The sequence below is a fragment of the Citrobacter sp. RHB35-C17 genome (genome assembly GCF_013816795.1).
GTDB lineage: Bacteria > Pseudomonadota > Gammaproteobacteria > Enterobacterales > Enterobacteriaceae > Citrobacter_A > Citrobacter_A amalonaticus.
In genome coordinates this window covers 4475330-4492165 of sequence record NZ_CP057150.1, presented here as the reverse complement: position 1 = coordinate 4492165, position 16836 = coordinate 4475330, and the positions used below count along the sequence as shown (strand labels likewise).

The window sequence follows — 16836 nt, the reverse complement described above, 5'->3', positions numbered from 1 at the left end:
CGAATGACGGTTAATACTGAAACGCATACTTATGCGCAGGATACTCAAGGATTGAACCATGGATAGATTGACCCCCATTCGCGGTTGGCCCGCCATCATCTCGATGGTTATCACACTGACCATCTGGTTTATCATCCCTTGTCCTGCTGACGTGACGCCACAGGCATGGCATCTGCTGGCGCTGTTTATCGGTACGATTGCGGCCATTATCGGCAAAGCGATGCCCATCGGGGCGATTGCTGTTGTGGCGATCATGCTGGTGGCGATGACCGGTGTGACGAATCCCGGTAAGCCTGCGGCAGCGCTTAACGATGCGCTGAGTGGCTTTTCCAACCAACTGATTTGGCTGATCGGTTTATCGATCATGCTGTCGCAAAGCTTGCTGAAAACAGGACTTGGGGCGCGTATCGGCTACGGATTTATTGCGTTGTTTGGTAAGCGAACCTTAGGTATCGCGTGGGCATTAACCCTCGCGGAAACGCTGATTGCCCCCGTCACCCCAAGTAACACGGCACGCGGCGGCGGCATTATTCACCCGGTGATGCGCGCCATTGCCGACAGCCTTGGATCGCAGCCCGGCAATAGCGAAAATGGCTCAACGGGGCGCTATCTGGCGCTGGTGAATTACAACATTAACCCGATCAGTTCAGCGATGTTCATCACCGCAACCGCCCCTAACCCCCTCATTGTCACCTTTTTGTCCCAGGGAACGGATGGGGTACTGAATATGACCTGGGGGATGTGGGCCATTGCGGCGCTTCTTCCGGCGGTCGTTTCGCTGATTGTGATGCCCATCGTCATCTGGTGGCTCTATCCACCCGCCATTACCCGCACACCCAATGCGCCGCAGTTCGCCCGGCAAAAGCTGGATCTTCTCGGCCCACTGTCGCTGGCGGAAAAAATCACGCTGGCGGTGTTCATTTTGCTGCTCTGCCTGTGGGCTGGCGTTCCCGCGATGATCATGGGCAGCGGCTGGACCGTTAACCCCACCAGTGCGGCGCTGATCGGTTTATCGATTCTGTTGCTGACGGGGGTATTACACTGGGAGGACATCCTTAAGTGCCGCGGTGCCTGGGATACCATTGTCTGGTTTGCCGCGCTGGTGATGATGGCGGATTTCCTCAGCAAACTGGGACTGGTCGGCTGGCTTGCGACCAGTGTGGGGACGGCAATCAATCACCTTGGCGTCCACTGGAGTATTGCGACACTGCTGTTGATCCTGCTTTACGTCTACTCTCATTACTTTTTCGCCAGCACCACGGCGCATATCACGGCCATGTTCTCCGCCTTCTTCATCGCGGGGTTAGGTCTGGGCGCGCCACCGGCCCTGCTGGGGCTGATGCTCGGTTTCTCCTCTTCGCTGATGATGTCGCTCACCCACTACGGTACGGGCACTGCGCCGATCATTTTTGGCTCTGGCTATGCCACTCTGGCGGAATGGTGGAAGACGGGGCTGGTGATGAGTGTGGTAAACCTGACTATCTGGGCGGTGACAGGGGCTTTCTGGTGGCACTGGCTGGGATACTGGTAATACGGGGATAAGTCGGGGGAGAGGTCCCCCCGACTACACAACTTAAGCTTGTTTTGCTGCTTCAGCTGCTTTTACGATCACGGCGAAAGCGTCAGCTTTCAGAGAAGCACCGCCAACCAGCGCGCCGTCGATATCCGGCTGAGTGAACAGTTCTGCCGCGTTAGCTGCGTTTACGGAACCGCCGTACTGGATGATGACCTGCTCAGCAATTTTCGCGTCCGCTTTGGCAATATGATCACGGATAAATTTGTGAACAGCCTGTGCCTGCGCTGGCGTTGCGGATTTGCCGGTGCCGATTGCCCAAACCGGTTCGTAAGCGATAACTACGCCTTCGAATGCCGCAGCACCCTGTGTTTTCAGAACGGCGTCGATCTGACGTGCGCACACTTCTTCTGTTTTGCCCGCTTCGTTTTCAGCTTCGGTTTCACCGATGCACAGAACGGGAGTCAGACCCTGCTCTTTCAGCACAGCGAATTTTTTCGCGATCAGTTCGTCAGACTCTTTGTGGTAAGTACGACGCTCAGAGTGGCCGATGATGATGTACTGTGCGCCGATGTCTTTCAGCATTTCAGCACTTGTTTCACCGGTAAATGCGCCGGACAGGTTCAGGTCAACGTTCTGTGCGCCCAGGAGGATGTGGCTACCGGCCGCAGCATGTTTTGCCAGATCGATATACATTTCTGGCGGTGCGATCGCTACCGCACAGCCAGCGACGCCAGCCAGCTCTTTACGCAGGTTAGCAATCAGTTCGTTTACCATGTGGCGGCTGCCGTTCAGTTTCCAGTTACCCATCACTAAAGGATGTCGCATTTCTATTCTCCACGCTTTGTCAGCGAATTAAGGAAGATGGCCGCCCCGCAGGGCAGCATGGTCTGTGAAACAGTATAGAGATCACTCCCCGGAAAGGCTTTGCTTTTTATCATCAATTGGGCCCGTCCAGATTTTCAGATAACGCCAGCTTAATCGGTTCAACCGCGAAGGTCAGCCCCTTTTCGCCGTTATCTGCGACAACATAGCGAATTGCGCCTTCGGTCTCCGCGTAATAGCGCTTATTTTTGCCCGACGTAAGCAGCTTTTGCAGCTTTTTCTGGCTCTGCTCTTTGGTCAATAAGGGGGCGACCGTGCGGATCACTGCCGCCATATATTCCTGCGCTTTGGCTTTCGCCGCTTTCTGTTCCGGCCCCTGAATCGGCAGCCAGGTTATCTGCATGCTCTTAATCTTCAGCGTTCCGCGCTCAAGAGCGGTCGAGGCGTACAGGTTTTCATTTATTTTGCTGGCCGCACGGGTGAGGTTGGCTTTGTCGCGACTACTGTCGATGGCGCGGAATTCATTTAAGGTAAGCTTCGGATTTTGCGTATTAAAGTTTTCGCGAAACTGGCTGATCGAAAGGTCAAACGTGGGGGCACCGGCGAGTAAATACGGTGCGGTGGTGGCCGCCAATGGCTCAGCCGCCAGCGCCGGAGGGCTGGAGAGCATCGCAGAAAACAATAATAAAAACAGTGAACATCCTGGCTTCATCAATCTTACCTTTCGTTATGACTGTCCACGATTAAAACGATAACCGTCTGGCTTGTCAAAAGGGTAAACTGTCGAAGATAGTCATTTTAAAGGAACAGACATGACCCTACAGCAGTGGTTATTCTCATTTAAAGGGCGTATTGGACGCCGTGATTTCTGGATCTGGATTGCGCTGTGGATTGTCAGCATGGTGGTTCTGTTTTCACTCGAGAGTCAAAAATTACTTCCCGATCAGATTGCTCCCTTTGCCCTGGTGTGTCTGCTCTGGCCGACGGCAGCGGTTACGGTGAAACGTCTGCACGATCGTGGGCGTTCGGGGCTGTGGGCGTTATTGATTATTCTTGCCTGGATGCTGTTAGCCGGTAACTGGGCTATTCTGCCGGGGATGTGGCAATGGGTGGTCGGACGGTTTGCGCCGACGCTTATCCTCATCATGACTCTTATCGACCTGGGGGCGTTTGTTGGCACCCAGGGCGAAAATAAATACGGTAAAGACACGCAGGATGTCGCGTTTAAATCAGCGCCCTGAACCGTATTACCAGTAATGCTCGGCGGTCATATGGCCTGGCCGGCGACGAAGGTGTTTCGTCATCTGCCGGGTCTCTTTCAGCAACTGCTGTGTGTCGCGAACCATTTGCGGATTTCCACACAGCATCACATGGCTGGTCTCTTTATCCATCGGTAAGCCTACCGCTTTTTCCAGTTCGCCACTTTCAATCAATGCCGGAATGCGGCCGGTCAGTGAACCCGCGACGGTCTCCCGGCTCACCACCGTCTGGATCCGCAGTTTGCCTTCGTAGCGCTTTTGCAGCGCCTGCATCAGCGGCAGGTAGCTTAAATCGGCGGCGTATCGTGCGGCGTGGACCAGTACCAGATTTTTGAAACGTTCGAGATCGATACCCAGTTGCAGAATCGATAAATAGGGACCAATGGCGGTGCCCGTTGCCAGCATCCATAACGTGTCACAGTCCGGTACTTCGTCAAGCACAAAGAAACCGGCGGCTTCGCTCACTACCTGTACTTCGTCGCCGGGCTTGAGTGCCGCCAGACGTGGGCTTAGCTTACCGTCAGGCACGGTGACCAGGTAAAACTCCAGATCGGGATTGTCAGGGGCATTCACATACGAGTAGGCACGCTGGACGCGCTCGCCGTCAATCTCAAGACCGAGTTTGGTAAATTGACCTGCGGTGAAGGGATGAACGGGGGCGTGAACGGTCAGACTAAACAGAGCATCAGTCCAGTTCTGTACCTTTGTGACTTTGCCTGTTACCCAATCTGCCATGGTTTTCTCCTGTACGGGTCTCGTTCCCTTATCTTCGTTCGTTGGCGGAAAGATTTCCAGCCCGGAGGGGCTGGAAGGCTCGAACGAACAAATCAGTTACAGGATGTGCGCCTGCACGTCCGGGTCTTTACGGTCGAGATAGTGGATCGACTGAATACGGCGGATGGTGCGTGACTTACCGCGGATCAGCAGCGTTTCGGTGGTCGCGATATTACCTTTACGGCTGATCCCTTCCAGCAGATCGCCTTTGGTGATGCCGGTTGCGGAGAAAATAACATTATCGCTGCGCGCCATTTCATCCAGACGCAGCGCTTTACCCGCCTCGATGCCCATTGCCTGGCAGCGTGCCAGCTCTTGTTCGCCAATGCGACGGTTCTCTTCGCTGTCGCCTTTGACATCATGACGTGCCAGCAGACGGCCCTGCATGTCACCATCCAGTGCGCGGATCACCGCGGCGGACACCACACCTTCCGGCGCACCGCCAATCCCGTACAGCACATCCACTTCGCTGTCCGGCATGCAGGTCAGAATGGACGCGGCAACATCGCCATCAGGAATCGCGAATACGCGCACGCCAAGCTTCGCCATCTCTGCGATCACGTCATCATGACGCGGTTTCGCCAGAATCGTTACCGTCAGTTCGCTCAGCGGTTTGCCCAGCGCGTTGGCGACATTACGCAGGTTCTCTTCCAGCGGCAGATTGAGATCGATGCTGCCTTTTGCGCCCGGTCCAACAATCAGCTTTTCCATATACATGTCAGGTGCGTTCAGGAAGCAACCCTTGTCACCCACGGCCAGAACGGCCAACGCGTTGGCCTGGCCCATCGCCGTCATTCGTGTGCCTTCAATGGGGTCGACGGCAATATCCACCGCGTCGCCGCGACCGGTACCGACTTTCTCACCGATGTAGAGCATCGGCGCTTCGTCGATCTCGCCTTCCCCGATCACGATGGTCCCGTCAATGTTGACCTGGTTTAGCATTATGCGCATGGCGTTAACCGCCGCGCCGTCGGCGGTGTTTTTGTCACCGCGTCCTAACCATTTGTAGCCAGCCAGCGCCGCCGCTTCGGTTACGCGGGAAAATTCGATGGCAAGTTCTCGTCTCATAGCAAACTCGTAGCAGAAAGGAATGGCGCGAAGTGTAGCACAGGGGAGAGGGGGAAATTATTGATATCAGAGGGTGAGTGTGCGGGGTTGTCCCCGCACCGTAATCTCATCCGTAGGCCGGATAAGACGCTTTCGCATCGTTATCCGGCAATTCGCGATTACTCTTCGTGGTCTTCCCACGCCAGCGCGCGTTTGACCGCTTTCTTCCAGCCGCTGTAACGGTAGTTACGCTCGGTGGTTTCGATGCCAGGGCGGAATTCACGTTCGATGACCGCTTTTTCCTGCAGTTCATCAAGGTTCTGCCAGAAACCGACTGCCAGACCGGCCAGGTAGGCCGCACCCAACGCCGTGACTTCACGCACTTCCGGACGCTCAACGCGCGTGCCAAGAATGTCAGACTGGAACTGCATCAGGAAGTTGTTGGCGACCGCGCCACCGTCCACGCGCAGGGCGTGCAGGCGAATGCCGGAGTCTGCCTGCATCGCTTCCAGTACGTCGCGGGTCTGGTAGGCAATAGATTCCAGCGTTGCACGGATGATGTGGTTGGCGTTCACACCACGGGTCAAACCGAAGATCGCGCCACGCGCATACGGGTCCCAGTACGGCGCGCCCAGGCCGGTGAAGGCGGGGACGACGTACACGCCGTTAGTGTCCTTCACTTTGGTCGCGAAATACTCGGAATCGAAGGCGTCGCTGATGAGCTTCATTTCATCACGCAGCCACTGAATAGAAGCGCCCGCCATAAACACAGCGCCTTCCAGCGCATAGTTCACTTCCCCGGTCGGGCCGCAGGCGATGGTGGTCAACAGGCCGTTTTCGGATTTCACCGCTTTTTCGCCGGTGTTCATCAGCATAAAGCAGCCGGTACCGTAGGTGTTTTTCGCCATCCCTTCCTTCACGCACAGCTGGCCGAACAGTGCAGCCTGCTGGTCACCGGCGATACCGGAGATCGGAATACGCGTGCCGCCTTTACCGCCGATGTTGGTCTGACCGTAGACCTCGGAAGAACGGCGCACTTCCGGCAGCATGGCGCGTGGAATATCCAGCGCATCCAGCATCTTGTCGTCCCAGTCCAGCGTGTGGATGTTGAAGAGCATGGTACGCGAGGCGTTGGTGTAATCCGTTACGTGTACGCGTCCCTGGGTCATTTTCCAGATAAGCCAGGTATCAACGGTACCGAACAGCAGTTCGCCGCGACGTGCGCGCTCACGAGAGCCTTCGACGTGGTCGAGGATCCACTTCACTTTGGTGCCGGAAAAATACGGGTCAATGACCAGACCCGTGTTATTGCGGATGTACTCTTCCATGCCATCGCGCTTCAGATGTTCGCAGATATCCGCGGTACGACGGCACTGCCAGACAATCGCATTATAGATAGGTTTACCGGTCTCACGTTCCCAGACGATGGTCGTTTCACGCTGGTTAGTAATCCCGATAGCTGCAATCTGATCGGAACTGATGTCCGCTTTCGCCAGGACTTCCACTAGGGTAGAGCTCTGCGTTGCCCAGATTTCCATCGGGTCGTGTTCTACCCAGCCTGCTTTCGGGTAGATCTGCTCAAATTCGCGCTGTGAGACGCTTACGATATTGGCATCATGATCCATCACGACGGCGCGGGAGCTGGTGGTTCCCTGGTCGAGCGCAACGATATATTTTTTCTCAGTCATAATTATTTGTCCCGTAGTCACATTACAGCGAAGCTTTTTGTTGTGAAGTGGTCGTGGTTTCCTTCTCTTCCACGGCACAGATATCGCACGGCAAATGGCGACCGATCAGCTTGCGATAGGCGAAAGCGCCCAAAATAGCACCAACGATGGGGCCAAACAGCGGCACCAGGAAGTAAGGAATATCTTTGCCACCGGTGAAGGCGACATTACCCCAGCCTGCAAGCCAGGCGAACGCTTTCGGACCGATGTCACGTGCCGGGTTCATCGCAAACCCGGTCAGTGGGCCCATGGATGCGCCGATAACCGCAATCAGTAAACCAATCAACAAAGGAGCCAGCGGGCCACGCGGTACACCGTTACCGTCATCAGTCAGCGCCAGAATAAGCCCCATCAGGATAGCGGTAATCACCATTTCAACCGCGAAGGCCTGCACAAAATTGATATGTGGGTTGGGATACGTTGAGAAAGTGCCGGCCAGATCAACACTCTCAATGCTGCCACGTACAATGTGGTGCGTTTGTTCGAAGTCGGCGAAAAGATTGTAGTAAAGCCCGTAAACTAACGCCGCTGCGCAAAAGGCACCGGCAAATTGAGAAAGGATAAAAGGAACAACTTTGCGCTTGTCGAAACACGCAAACAGCCACAACGCGATAGTGACTGCCGGGTTGAGATGTGCGCCAGACACCCCTGCGGTCAGGTAGATAGCCATGGCTACCCCCAATCCCCAGATGACGCTGATTTCCCACTGTCCAAAAGACGCACCCGCGACTTTAAGCGCAGCGACGCACCCCACACCGAAGAAAATCAACAACCCGGTACCGAGGAATTCAGCAATGCACTGGCCTTTTAAGGTTGATGTTTGACTCATAATCGGATCCTGAAGAGTTTAATGTTTATTGTATGCGAGGAGGTCACTGACGTCCGCGATGCCCTGTAGGCACACTGTTAATTTATCGTTAACGAGCACAAACGAGAAATATCGAACTTAAAATGTGTGTACTCCGTCAATAAAATGAGCGTTTTCGCGCCATGAGGCGCGTTTTGTTATACAAAAATAGTGTGAGCTGAATCATTTCATTAACCAAAGCGTTAACACTTAAGGGTTAGGCCGTCGATGTCTGTAAGAGTCGACTGAAAAGTGTTGCAAACCGCAATCAGCGCGGGATGCCGCTGGACAGGGAGAGCGGGGCTTCATACAATCGGCACTATATATTGTGCGCGTTCACGTGAAGCGTCGCCTTGCAATTCAGGAGAGTATGACCATGTCTTTAGAAGTGTTTGAGAAACTGGAAGCAAAAGTACAGCAGGCGATTGATACCATCACCTTGTTGCAGATGGAAATTGAAGAGCTGAAAGAGAAGAACAGCTCGCTGGCGCAGGAAGTGCAATCTGCACAGCACAGCCGTGAAGAGCTCGAGCGCGAAAATCAGTCTCTGAAAGAACAGCAGAATGGCTGGCAGGATCGTTTGCAGGCATTGCTGGGCCGCATGGAAGAAGTCTAATCCTCGTCATCTTTCACGTTATGGCGGCGTTGGCTGCGCGTATTCACCCCGGTCACGTAGTTTACTACGCTCCTGGGGATTCATTCGCTTGCCGCCTTGCCCTAACGCGAAATCTTTAGAGGATTCCTGAGCAAGTAGCTTGTAGGCCGGATAAGGCGCAAGCCGCCATCCAGTAGCCCGCGATAACCAATAAAAAAGGCACCTTACGGTGCCTTTTTCGATCACTCGATATCGAGCGGGTCTTCGGAGAGGATGATTCCGGTGTTATCGGCGTACAGATGGTCGCCGGAGAAGAAGGTCACGCCGCCGAAATTGACGCGGACATCGCTTTCCCCAATCCCTTCGCCTGCTGCACCTACCGGAATCGCGGCAATCGCCTGAATGCCGATGTCCAGCTCTTCCAGATCGTCTACCTGACGCACCGCGCCGTAGATGACCAGGCCTTCCCATTCATTTTGTACAGCCAGACGCGCCAGTTCGGCGTCGACCAGCGCACGACGGACAGAACCGCCGCCATCGACCAGCAGAATGCGACCACGGCCATTTTGTTCGAGCAGATCGTACAGCAACCCGTTGTCCTCGAAACATTTCACCGTGACGATTTGTCCGCCAAACGACGACCGTCCTCCAAAGTTAGAGAACAGTGGTTCCACGACGTTGACATCTTCTTGATAGATGTCACAAAGCTCGGAAGTATCGTATTTCATAGGCTTAACGTTCAGTTGCTGCGAGAATTTTTAGTATATCGCGCTATGCGTACTGTTGGCAAAATCATCAATTGTTAATTGATATTTGTCAGTTATCTTGCCCACTGACTTAAGAAAATCCCGACAACAAACAGCAGGTTAGTCAGCAACGCGGCTTTTACCGTACGTTCAAGCATAGGGCGCATCGCTGCTGGTTCCATCTGGCGCATCACGTAACGCGCCTGTTTTACCAGTACCGGTGCGGCCAGCAGGAACAACCAACCCCACGGACTTTGCAGCGAAAGCAGGTTAAACAGCGCCAGGCAGATCAGCGTGCCTATCAACAAGCAAGCGTGGTAACGACGGGCATTTACGGCGCCGAGGCGGACAACCAGCGTGTTCTTGCCGTTTTCCCGGTCACTGTTGATATCGCGCAGGTTATTGATGTTAAGCACGGCGGTGGCCAGCAGACCGCAGGCGGTAGCTGGAAGGATTAACGCCGGGATCAGTGTATGCGCCTGCAGATACCAACTCCCCATCACGCTCAGCCAGCCAAAGAAGACCAGCACGGAAATATCGCCCAGACCGATGTAGCCATAAGGACGATTGCCCACGGTATAGGTGATGGCGGCAATGATCGACAGTACGCCAAGCACCAGGAAGCCGACAAAATCCGCCGGCGTGCGGCACGCCACCGCAACCAGCGACAGACCGGACACGCAAATGAGTACCACGGTGATGATCAGCGCGCGCTTCATCTCCTGTTGGGTGATCACCCCTTTTTGCATCCCACGCAGCGGCCCAATGCGATCCGGCTTATCGCTGCCTTTAACGGCATCACCATAGTCGTTGGCGAGATTTGACAGGATTTGCAGAAGCCCTGCCGTAATGAGCGCCAGCAAGGCGACCAGCGGATCAAAATATCCCTGCCACCATGCCAGGGCAGTACCGACGATGATCGCCGCGAAGGCGAGCGGTAGAGTCTTGGGTCGTAAACTTTCCAGCCAGGCCTGGGAGCGGCTAATTTGTTGTTGTTCAGTCATATTTAGCGCCAATAAAAATGGGGCCTTTCAGCCCCATCAACAATGATGAAAATGCAGTGAACGCGATTATAGGATAAAACGGCTCAGATCTTCATCTGCGACCAGCGCATCCAGATGTTTGCTCACATAATCCGCATCAATTGTTATGCTTTGACCGTTCAAATCGCTCGCATCATAGGAAATATCTTCCATCAGACGCTCCAGAACGGTGTGCAGACGACGGGCACCGATGTTTTCGGTGGTCTCGTTAACCTGCCATGCTGCTTCAGCTATACGCTTGATACCGGATTCCGTAAACTCAATGTTGACGCCTTCGGTCGCCATTAGCGCTTTGTACTGCACGGTAACAGAAGCGTTAGGTTCCGTCAGAATACGTTCGAAGTCGCTGGTAGTCAGCGCCTGCAGCTCTACGCGAATCGGCAGACGACCCTGCAGTTCCGGGATCAGATCGGACGGTTTTGCCACCTGGAATGCGCCAGAGGCGATAAACAAAATGTGGTCGGTTTTGACCATACCGTGTTTGGTCGAGACGGTGCAGCCTTCAACCAGCGGCAGCAGGTCGCGCTGTACGCCTTCACGGGACACGTCCGGACCCGAGGATTCGCCGCGCTTACAGATTTTGTCGATTTCGTCGATAAATACGATCCCATGCTGCTCAACGGCGTCGATAGCTTCCTGTTTCAGCTCTTCCGGGTTCACCAGTTTGGCCGCTTCTTCTTCAATCAGCAGCTTCATCGCGTCTTTGATTTTCAGCTTACGCGCTTTCTGCTTCTGTCCACCCAGGTTCTGGAACATGGACTGCAGTTGGCTGGTCATCTCTTCCATTCCCGGAGGCGCCATGATTTCCACGCCCATCGGTGCGGCGGCAAGATCGATCTCGATTTCTTTATCGTCGAGCTGGCCTTCACGCAGTTTTTTACGGAACGCCTGACGCGCAGCGGACGGTTCAGACTGTTGCTCCGCCTGGCCCCAGTTATTTTTCGCCGGTGGGATCAGCACATCAAGAATGCGCTCTTCTGCCATCTCTTCCGCACGATAGCGGTTCTTTTCGATCGCCTGGACGCGAACCATTTTAATGGCGGCATCGGTCAGATCGCGGATGATAGAGTCGACTTCTTTACCGACATAACCCACTTCGGTGAATTTTGTTGCTTCCACTTTAATGAACGGCGCGTTGGCAAGCTTTGCCAGACGACGGGCGATTTCGGTTTTACCGACACCGGTTGGGCCGATCATCAGAATGTTTTTCGGTGTAACTTCATGGCGCAGCTCTTCGTCGAGCTGCATGCGGCGCCAGCGGTTACGCAGTGCAATCGCCACGGAACGCTTGGCGTTATCCTGGCCGATGATGTGCTTGTTCAGTTCGCTGACGATTTCGCGTGGGGTCATTTCAGACATGGGAGATCCTTACGCTTTAGACGGTAATTCTTCAATGGTATGGAAATGGTTGGTGTAAATGCAGATATCACCTGCAATATCCAACGCTTTTTCAGCAATGTCGCGAGCGCCGAGCTCGGTGTTTTCCAGCAGAGCACGTGCCGCAGCCTGGGCGTAGGGACCGCCGGAGCCGATGGCAATCAGATCGTTTTCCGGCTGCACGACGTCACCGTTACCGGTGATGATGAGGGAGGCGGTTTCATCCGCGACCGCCAACAGCGCTTCAAGTTTGCGCAGCATGCGATCGGTACGCCAGTCTTTCGCCAGCTCAACGGCGGCTTTAACCAGATGTCCCTGATGCATTTCCAGCTTGCGCTCAAACAGTTCGAACAGCGTGAACGCATCCGCCGTACCGCCCGCAAAGCCAGCAATGACTTTGTCGTTGTACAGACGACGCACTTTCTTCACGTTGCCTTTCATGACGGTGTTACCCAGTGTGGCCTGACCATCACCGGCGATAACCACCTGGCCGTTACGGCGTACGCTTACTATTGTTGTCACGAGCAGACCCCTTGGTTACAAATGCAGAATACAAGCCCCGCACGGTGTGCGGGGCGTAATGCAAGTATAGATGGGGGAGATTTTGGGGGTTTCAACCCCCGGAGGCGAGTCGAATACAGTTTGTGTGACCTGCCATCTTCAGACGGCTAATGGTGCTGTCGGCATTCTCTTTGCCTTTCACCGGCCCGATGACCACGCGGTTCCAGCCATTATTGGTGGTGATTTTGGAGTCAAAGCCTTCGAAAGCTAACTGTGCACGCACGGTTTCTGCCTGTTCTGCGCCTTTAAACGAACCACATTGTACCATCCAGCGACGTTCGTCTTTCTTCTCTGTCGTCGGCTTCGGTGCCTCTGGCACGCGCTCAACCGGTGCGGCTGGCTGTGTTTTTGGCTGCGATGCCGTGGTGTGTGCCGGGGTCTGCAGCAGATCCTGGTACGGTTGCGACGTCGCAGCGGGTTTCTGCGTCTGCGTGGCAGGCTTCGACGGCTGCTGCACTGGCGCCGTTTGCGCAGTACGCGTTTGCGTCTGTGGCTGCGTACGCGGCTGTTGAACTGGCGGCGTGCTGTTCCACTGCTGCTGCTGTTGCTCAACCTGACGTTGCTGAGCCTGGCGTTGCAACGTTTGCTGACGTTGTGCCGGTGTCTGCTCGTTCCACGGCACTTCGTTGAGCTGCGTCGGTTGCTGGCGCATGTCGGCCTGCATTTGCGCAAGTAACTGGCGCTGTTCTTCAGTCAGTTGATCCGGCTTCATGACTTCACCACCGGCTGACGGTTCTGTGGGCGCACGTACGCCCGGCTGACGGCTTTCCAGCTCTTTAATATAGCGCCAGCGCTCTTCCGGCTTTGGCGGCAGCCCGTTGCCGGTCACTTTCTGACCCTGCAACGTTTCGGATTCTTCTTTTTTATGATGCGTAATGAAGTACAGACCACCGATAAAGGCCACAAGCACGGCGGCGGCAATGGCGACCATTGCGGGCGATACCGCAGACGTGTTGCGTTGCTTTTTCCGTGAGGTGCTCTTTTTGCGCCGCGAAGGTGCCGGTTGGCCGCGACGTACATAATCTCGTTGTGCCACTATCGTTTCGCTGTATTGATTCGTTCGTCAGCCCGCCATGTTACTTAAGCGGCGGGCCTTTGACCAGACACGGTGTCTGAAAGGTTTACGTTAAGGCACGCGTCGTACCCCGAAGGATTAACTCACAATCCATTAAACGCGAGCCGCTGTTGACATTTTGCCCCTGAATTTGGTCAAGCAGCAACAGCATCGCTTCGCGACCAATTTCGAAACGCGGTTGCGCAACGGTGGTCAGCGGCGGATCGCAAAACTCCGCCAGGGCGATGTTGTCGAAACCAATAATCGACAGGTCATCCGGGACGTTGATGCCCTGACGTTTGGCCCATGAGAGGGCACCAAGCGCCATAACATCGCTATGACAGAATACCGCTGTCGGTGGTTGCGGCAAGTCGAACAGTTGTTTAAGCGCATTGCCGCCAGCTTCGTAGGTAAAATCCCCACGGGCGATATAGTGCGGATCAACGGTAATACCGCAACGACGCAGCGCCTGCACGTAGCCCTGCAAGCGGTAATGACACAGCGGCATTTCTTCCGGCCCGGCAATACAGCCAATGCGCTGATGTCCCAGCTCATGCAGGTAGTTCACGGCATTGAAGGCGGCGGTCAGGTTATCGATATGGACGGTAGGCAGTTCCAGTTCCGGCGCAAACTCGTTCGCCATCACCATCGGCGGCAGATTGCGCTGCTCTTCAATACTGGCGTCAAACGGCAGACGAGAGCCCAGCAGCAGCATGCCATCAATTTGCTTGGTGATGATCAAATTGACGAAGGTTTTTTCCTGCTGGTTCTGATGCGCACAATCGCCGATCAGCACCAGATAGCCATGACTGGCGGCGGTGACCTCGATCCCACGGATCAGTTCGCTAAAGAAGGGATCGCAAATATCCGGAACAATCACCAGGATGGTTCGCGATTCATTACGTTTAACGTTGCGTCCCGCCGCCTGCGGTAAATACCCGACCTCTACAGCTGCCTGTTCAACCCGGTTTCGGGTGGACTGAGAGACTTTATCCGGGTTCATTAGCGCGCGAGACACGGTTGCCGTTGAGACTTTCGCCTTCATGGCAACATCTTTCATTGTAGCGGCAGCAACCTGCTTATTCGGTTTCACTCTTTCTCCTCGCCTGGGAAATCCGGCGCAGCACAATCCCTGTTTAAATTCACATCGGAAACATTTTTATCAGATAGCGAATGGAAACGGTTACAGAATTTTCATAAAAAGTGTGATGGGTGTTAAATTTTACGATCCGCCTCGCATCGTGAGGGGGTTATCCCTCAATAGGATCGACATCCAGCACCCATTTCACCTTGCGTGAATCCGGTAAGGTATTGATGAGCGCGAGCGTTCCGCTGACGATATGTTGCAAACGAATTCGTGATGGATGTTGCAATAAAATCTGCCAGCGATAGCGTCCGCCGCGCTTCGGCGCCAGCGCCGGAACGGGGCCTAACACCCAGAGCTTGTCATCTGCCAGCGGGCTGGCCTGGATCAGATTACGCAGCTGCTGCAAAAACAGTGAAGCCTGCTGATTATTATGATCTTCAGCACGCACGATGACGTGGCTGGTCCACGGCGGCAGTTGCATCGTTCGGCGTTCGGCCAGCGCCTGTTCGGCAAACGCGTCATAGCCTTTATGCAACAGAGTTTGCAGCAGCGGATGTTCCGGATGGTGAGTCTGCAAAACCACTTCCCCCTGTTTGCCTGCGCGTCCTGCGCGTCCGGACACCTGAGTATAAAGTTGGGCAAAGCGCTCCGCCGAGCGGAAGTCTGCGGAGAACAACGCGCCATCCACATCCAGCAGCGCAACCAGCGTCACATCAGGGAAGTGGTGACCTTTTGCCAGCATCTGGGTGCCGATCAGGATCCTTGCGCCGCCGCGATGGACTTCCGCCAGATGTTGCTCAAGCGATCCTTTTCGGCTGGTGGTGTCGCGGTCAATGCGGGAAATCGGCACGCAGGGAAAGAAGGGGGCTAAGGCTTGTTCAAGCTGCTCGGTGCCTAACCCGACCGGCACCATATGCGTGGAGCCGCAGGAGGGGCACTGACGCGGCACCGGGCGCTGACTGTCGCAGTGGTGGCAGCGCAAGTGGTGCTGCGCCTGGTGCAGGGTGTAGTAGTGATCGCAACGCGGACACTCTGCAATCCAGCCGCAGTCGTGGCAAAGCAACGCAGGCGCAAAACCCCGGCGGTTGAGGAATAAAATCACCTGGTTATCGGCCTGTAAATGCTGGCGCATACGGGCGATTAACGCCGGTGCCAGGCCTGCCTGCACCTGTTGACCTTTTAAATCGAGTACATGCTGAGTGGCGGGGCGTGCGTTTCCGGCACGACGCGTCAGGCGCAGCATGCGGTATTTTTTCTGCCTGACATTGCAAAGCGTCTCAAGCGCCGGCGTTGCCGAACCGAGGATAATCGGGATGCGTTCACTATGGGCGCGCCAGACCGCCAGATCGCGGGCATGGTAGCGCCAGCCTTCCTGCTGTTTATAGGAACTGTCGTGTTCTTCATCGATCACGATCACGCCAAGATTTTTAAACGGTGTAAATAAGGAGGAACGGGTGCCAATAACGATCGCGGCTTCGCCGTTTTTCGCCTTCAGCCAGGCAGAGAGGCGTTCGCTGTCGTTGAGAGCGGAGTGCAGCACTTCCACCGGCGCGTTGAAACGTTCGCGAAAGCGGGCGATGGTTTGCGGCGTCAGGCCAATTTCCGGCACCATTACCAGCGCCTGTTTACCCTGCGCGAGGACGTTTTCCAGTACGCTCAGGTAAACTTCGGTTTTACCTGAGCCTGTCACCCCGGCCAGCAGCCAGGCGGAGAAACTGTCTGACGCACTGTGAATGGCGCCAACGGCGGTGGCCTGTTCGGTGTTCAGGCGCAGACGTTCGCCGCAGACCGCGTAATTTGTGCGCCAGTCGCTAAAACCAGGCGTTTCGCTCGCCAGTTCGCACAAGCCTTTTTTACGCAGCGCCTGAAGCGCGCCATCGTTGAATTCGAGAGCAGCCACCTGATCGCGCCAGATTTTCCCCTGCCGTAACGCAGCCAGCGCCTGCTGCTGTTTGGGGGAACGCTTCAGGCTATTGAGATCAATGGCCTGACCCTCTTCGGTGGCAAACCAGTACCACATTGGCGCGTTGGTAGCAGGTTTCCCCTGACGCAACAGGATGGGCAGAGCGTGGAACAGCACATCGCCGATGGGATGATGATAATAATCCGCCGCCCAGATCAGCAGACGCCAGACAGAGGTCGAAAAGAGCGGTTCATCATCCAGCACGTCAACGATCGCTTTCAGTTCATTCAGCGGCAGCTCGCTTTTGTCGCTGACCGAAACCACGATCCCGACGCGCTCTTGCTGTTTGCCAAACGGCACGCGCACGCGACATCCTGCCTTGACGCTGCTCATGCCTTCCGGCAGAAGATAGTCAAAGGTGCGGGGAAGCGGAACGGGTAAGGCAACGCGCGCTACGGGCATAAATCGTCCTGACTTG

16 protein-coding genes are annotated in these 16836 nt (G+C 55.2%); 3 read left to right on the top strand and 13 right to left on the bottom strand.

The genetic code is table 11. The annotated features are described in order from the left end of the window. Positions 1-58 precede the first annotated feature (58 nt). Positions 59-1531: a DASS family sodium-coupled anion symporter gene (locus tag HVZ37_RS21325; protein ID WP_090050662.1), complete on the top strand. Its 1473-nt coding sequence runs from the start codon at positions 59-61 to the stop codon at positions 1529-1531. Positions 1532-1573: 42 nt separating this feature from the next. On the opposite strand, the gene tpiA is transcribed toward HVZ37_RS21325, so the two are convergent. Together tpiA and HVZ37_RS21315 are read right to left on the bottom strand one after the other, a co-directional pair. Continuing rightward, on the bottom strand, positions 1574-2341 hold the full coding sequence (tpiA, locus tag HVZ37_RS21320) for a triose-phosphate isomerase (RefSeq protein WP_042325562.1): 768 nt from the start codon (positions 2339-2341) through the stop codon (positions 1574-1576). 112 nt (positions 2342-2453) lie between these two features. Then, entirely contained in the window at positions 2454-3050 is a 597-nt protein-coding gene (locus HVZ37_RS21315; protein ID WP_044257465.1) for a YiiQ family protein, read from the bottom strand. 100 nt (positions 3051-3150) lie between these two features. Between HVZ37_RS21315 and HVZ37_RS21310 the strand changes: the two genes are divergently transcribed. Continuing rightward, on the top strand, positions 3151-3579 hold the full coding sequence (locus HVZ37_RS21310; protein ID WP_042998919.1) for a DUF805 domain-containing protein: 429 nt from the start codon (positions 3151-3153) through the stop codon (positions 3577-3579). Between the two features lie 6 nt (positions 3580-3585). Here the strand turns inward: HVZ37_RS21310 and fpr are convergent, their stop codons facing one another. The 4 genes from fpr to glpF form a co-directional block, all read right to left on the bottom strand. After that, the gene (fpr, locus tag HVZ37_RS21305) at positions 3586-4332 is read right to left on the bottom strand and encodes a ferredoxin--NADP(+) reductase (protein WP_181627953.1); all 747 of its coding nucleotides are present in this window, start codon (positions 4330-4332) and stop codon (positions 3586-3588) included. 96 nt (positions 4333-4428) lie between these two features. Continuing rightward, positions 4429-5439, bottom strand: a complete 1011-nt coding sequence (gene glpX / locus HVZ37_RS21300) for a class II fructose-bisphosphatase (protein WP_042998921.1) — start codon at positions 5437-5439, stop codon at positions 4429-4431. 158 nt (positions 5440-5597) lie between these two features. Further along, entirely contained in the window at positions 5598-7106 is a 1509-nt protein-coding gene (glpK, locus tag HVZ37_RS21295) for a glycerol kinase GlpK (protein ID WP_044257467.1), read from the bottom strand. A gap of 22 nt (positions 7107-7128) precedes the next feature. After that, positions 7129-7974 carry a glycerol uptake facilitator protein GlpF gene (glpF, locus tag HVZ37_RS21290; protein ID WP_042998923.1) on the bottom strand — a complete coding sequence of 282 codons (846 nt, stop codon included), beginning with the start codon at positions 7972-7974 and terminating at the stop codon, positions 7129-7131. Positions 7975-8362: 388 nt separating this feature from the next. Here glpF and zapB point away from each other — a divergent pair, with 388 nt between their 5' ends. Further along, positions 8363-8608, top strand: coding sequence for a septal ring assembly protein ZapB (gene zapB / locus HVZ37_RS21285; RefSeq protein WP_090050665.1), 246 nt, complete (start codon positions 8363-8365; stop codon positions 8606-8608). A 221-nt stretch (positions 8609-8829) separates the two neighbouring features. On the opposite strand, the gene rraA is transcribed toward zapB, so the two are convergent. The 7 genes from rraA to priA form a co-directional block, all read right to left on the bottom strand. Next, on the bottom strand, positions 8830-9315 hold the full coding sequence (gene rraA, locus HVZ37_RS21280; protein WP_042998924.1) for a ribonuclease E activity regulator RraA: 486 nt from the start codon (positions 9313-9315) through the stop codon (positions 8830-8832). Between the two features lie 92 nt (positions 9316-9407). Continuing rightward, positions 9408-10337 (bottom strand): 1,4-dihydroxy-2-naphthoate polyprenyltransferase, encoded by a 930-nt coding sequence (menA, locus tag HVZ37_RS21275; protein WP_042998925.1) that lies wholly within the window; start codon positions 10335-10337, stop codon positions 9408-9410. A 66-nt stretch (positions 10338-10403) separates the two neighbouring features. Then, positions 10404-11735, bottom strand: a complete 1332-nt coding sequence (gene hslU, locus HVZ37_RS21270) for an HslU--HslV peptidase ATPase subunit (RefSeq protein ID WP_044257468.1) — start codon at positions 11733-11735, stop codon at positions 10404-10406. 9 nt (positions 11736-11744) lie between these two features. Further along, a complete protein-coding gene (hslV, locus tag HVZ37_RS21265; protein WP_044257469.1) occupies positions 11745-12275 on the bottom strand; it encodes an ATP-dependent protease subunit HslV in 531 nt (176 codons plus the stop codon). 91 nt (positions 12276-12366) lie between these two features. Beyond that, positions 12367-13350: a cell division protein FtsN gene (ftsN, locus tag HVZ37_RS21260; RefSeq protein ID WP_125339239.1), complete on the bottom strand. Its 984-nt coding sequence runs from the start codon at positions 13348-13350 to the stop codon at positions 12367-12369. An 85-nt stretch (positions 13351-13435) separates the two neighbouring features. Next, positions 13436-14461 carry a DNA-binding transcriptional regulator CytR gene (gene cytR / locus HVZ37_RS21255; protein WP_044257471.1) on the bottom strand — a complete coding sequence of 342 codons (1026 nt, stop codon included), beginning with the start codon at positions 14459-14461 and terminating at the stop codon, positions 13436-13438. Between the two features lie 157 nt (positions 14462-14618). After that, entirely contained in the window at positions 14619-16820 is a 2202-nt protein-coding gene (gene priA, locus HVZ37_RS21250) for a primosomal protein N' (protein WP_181627952.1), read from the bottom strand. Positions 16821-16836: the final 16 nt, after the last annotated feature.

Excerpts from the sequence above, each read along its gene's own strand:
- glpX (WP_042998921.1), bottom strand. The coding sequence starts at position 5,439 with ATGAGACGAGAACTTGCCATCGAATTTTCCCGCGTAACCGAAGCGGCG.
- HVZ37_RS21325 (WP_090050662.1), top strand. The coding sequence starts at position 59 with ATGGATAGATTGACCCCCATTCGCGGTTGGCCCGCCATCATCTCGATG.
- glpK (WP_044257467.1), bottom strand. The coding sequence starts at position 7,106 with ATGACTGAGAAAAAATATATCGTTGCGCTCGACCAGGGAACCACCAGC.
- hslU (WP_044257468.1), bottom strand. The coding sequence starts at position 11,735 with ATGTCTGAAATGACCCCACGCGAAATCGTCAGCGAACTGAACAAGCAC.
- menA (WP_042998925.1), bottom strand. The coding sequence starts at position 10,337 with ATGACTGAACAACAACAAATTAGCCGCTCCCAGGCCTGGCTGGAAAGT.
- HVZ37_RS21315 (WP_044257465.1), bottom strand. The coding sequence starts at position 3,050 with ATGAAGCCAGGATGTTCACTGTTTTTATTATTGTTTTCTGCGATGCTC.
- fpr (WP_181627953.1), bottom strand. The coding sequence starts at position 4,332 with ATGGCAGATTGGGTAACAGGCAAAGTCACAAAGGTACAGAACTGGACT.
- HVZ37_RS21310 (WP_042998919.1), top strand. The coding sequence starts at position 3,151 with ATGACCCTACAGCAGTGGTTATTCTCATTTAAAGGGCGTATTGGACGC.
- zapB (WP_090050665.1), top strand. The coding sequence starts at position 8,363 with ATGACCATGTCTTTAGAAGTGTTTGAGAAACTGGAAGCAAAAGTACAG.
- priA (WP_181627952.1), bottom strand. The coding sequence starts at position 16,820 with ATGCCCGTAGCGCGCGTTGCCTTACCCGTTCCGCTTCCCCGCACCTTT.
- tpiA (WP_042325562.1), bottom strand. The coding sequence starts at position 2,341 with ATGCGACATCCTTTAGTGATGGGTAACTGGAAACTGAACGGCAGCCGC.
- rraA (WP_042998924.1), bottom strand. The coding sequence starts at position 9,315 with ATGAAATACGATACTTCCGAGCTTTGTGACATCTATCAAGAAGATGTC.
- glpF (WP_042998923.1), bottom strand. The coding sequence starts at position 7,974 with ATGAGTCAAACATCAACCTTAAAAGGCCAGTGCATTGCTGAATTCCTC.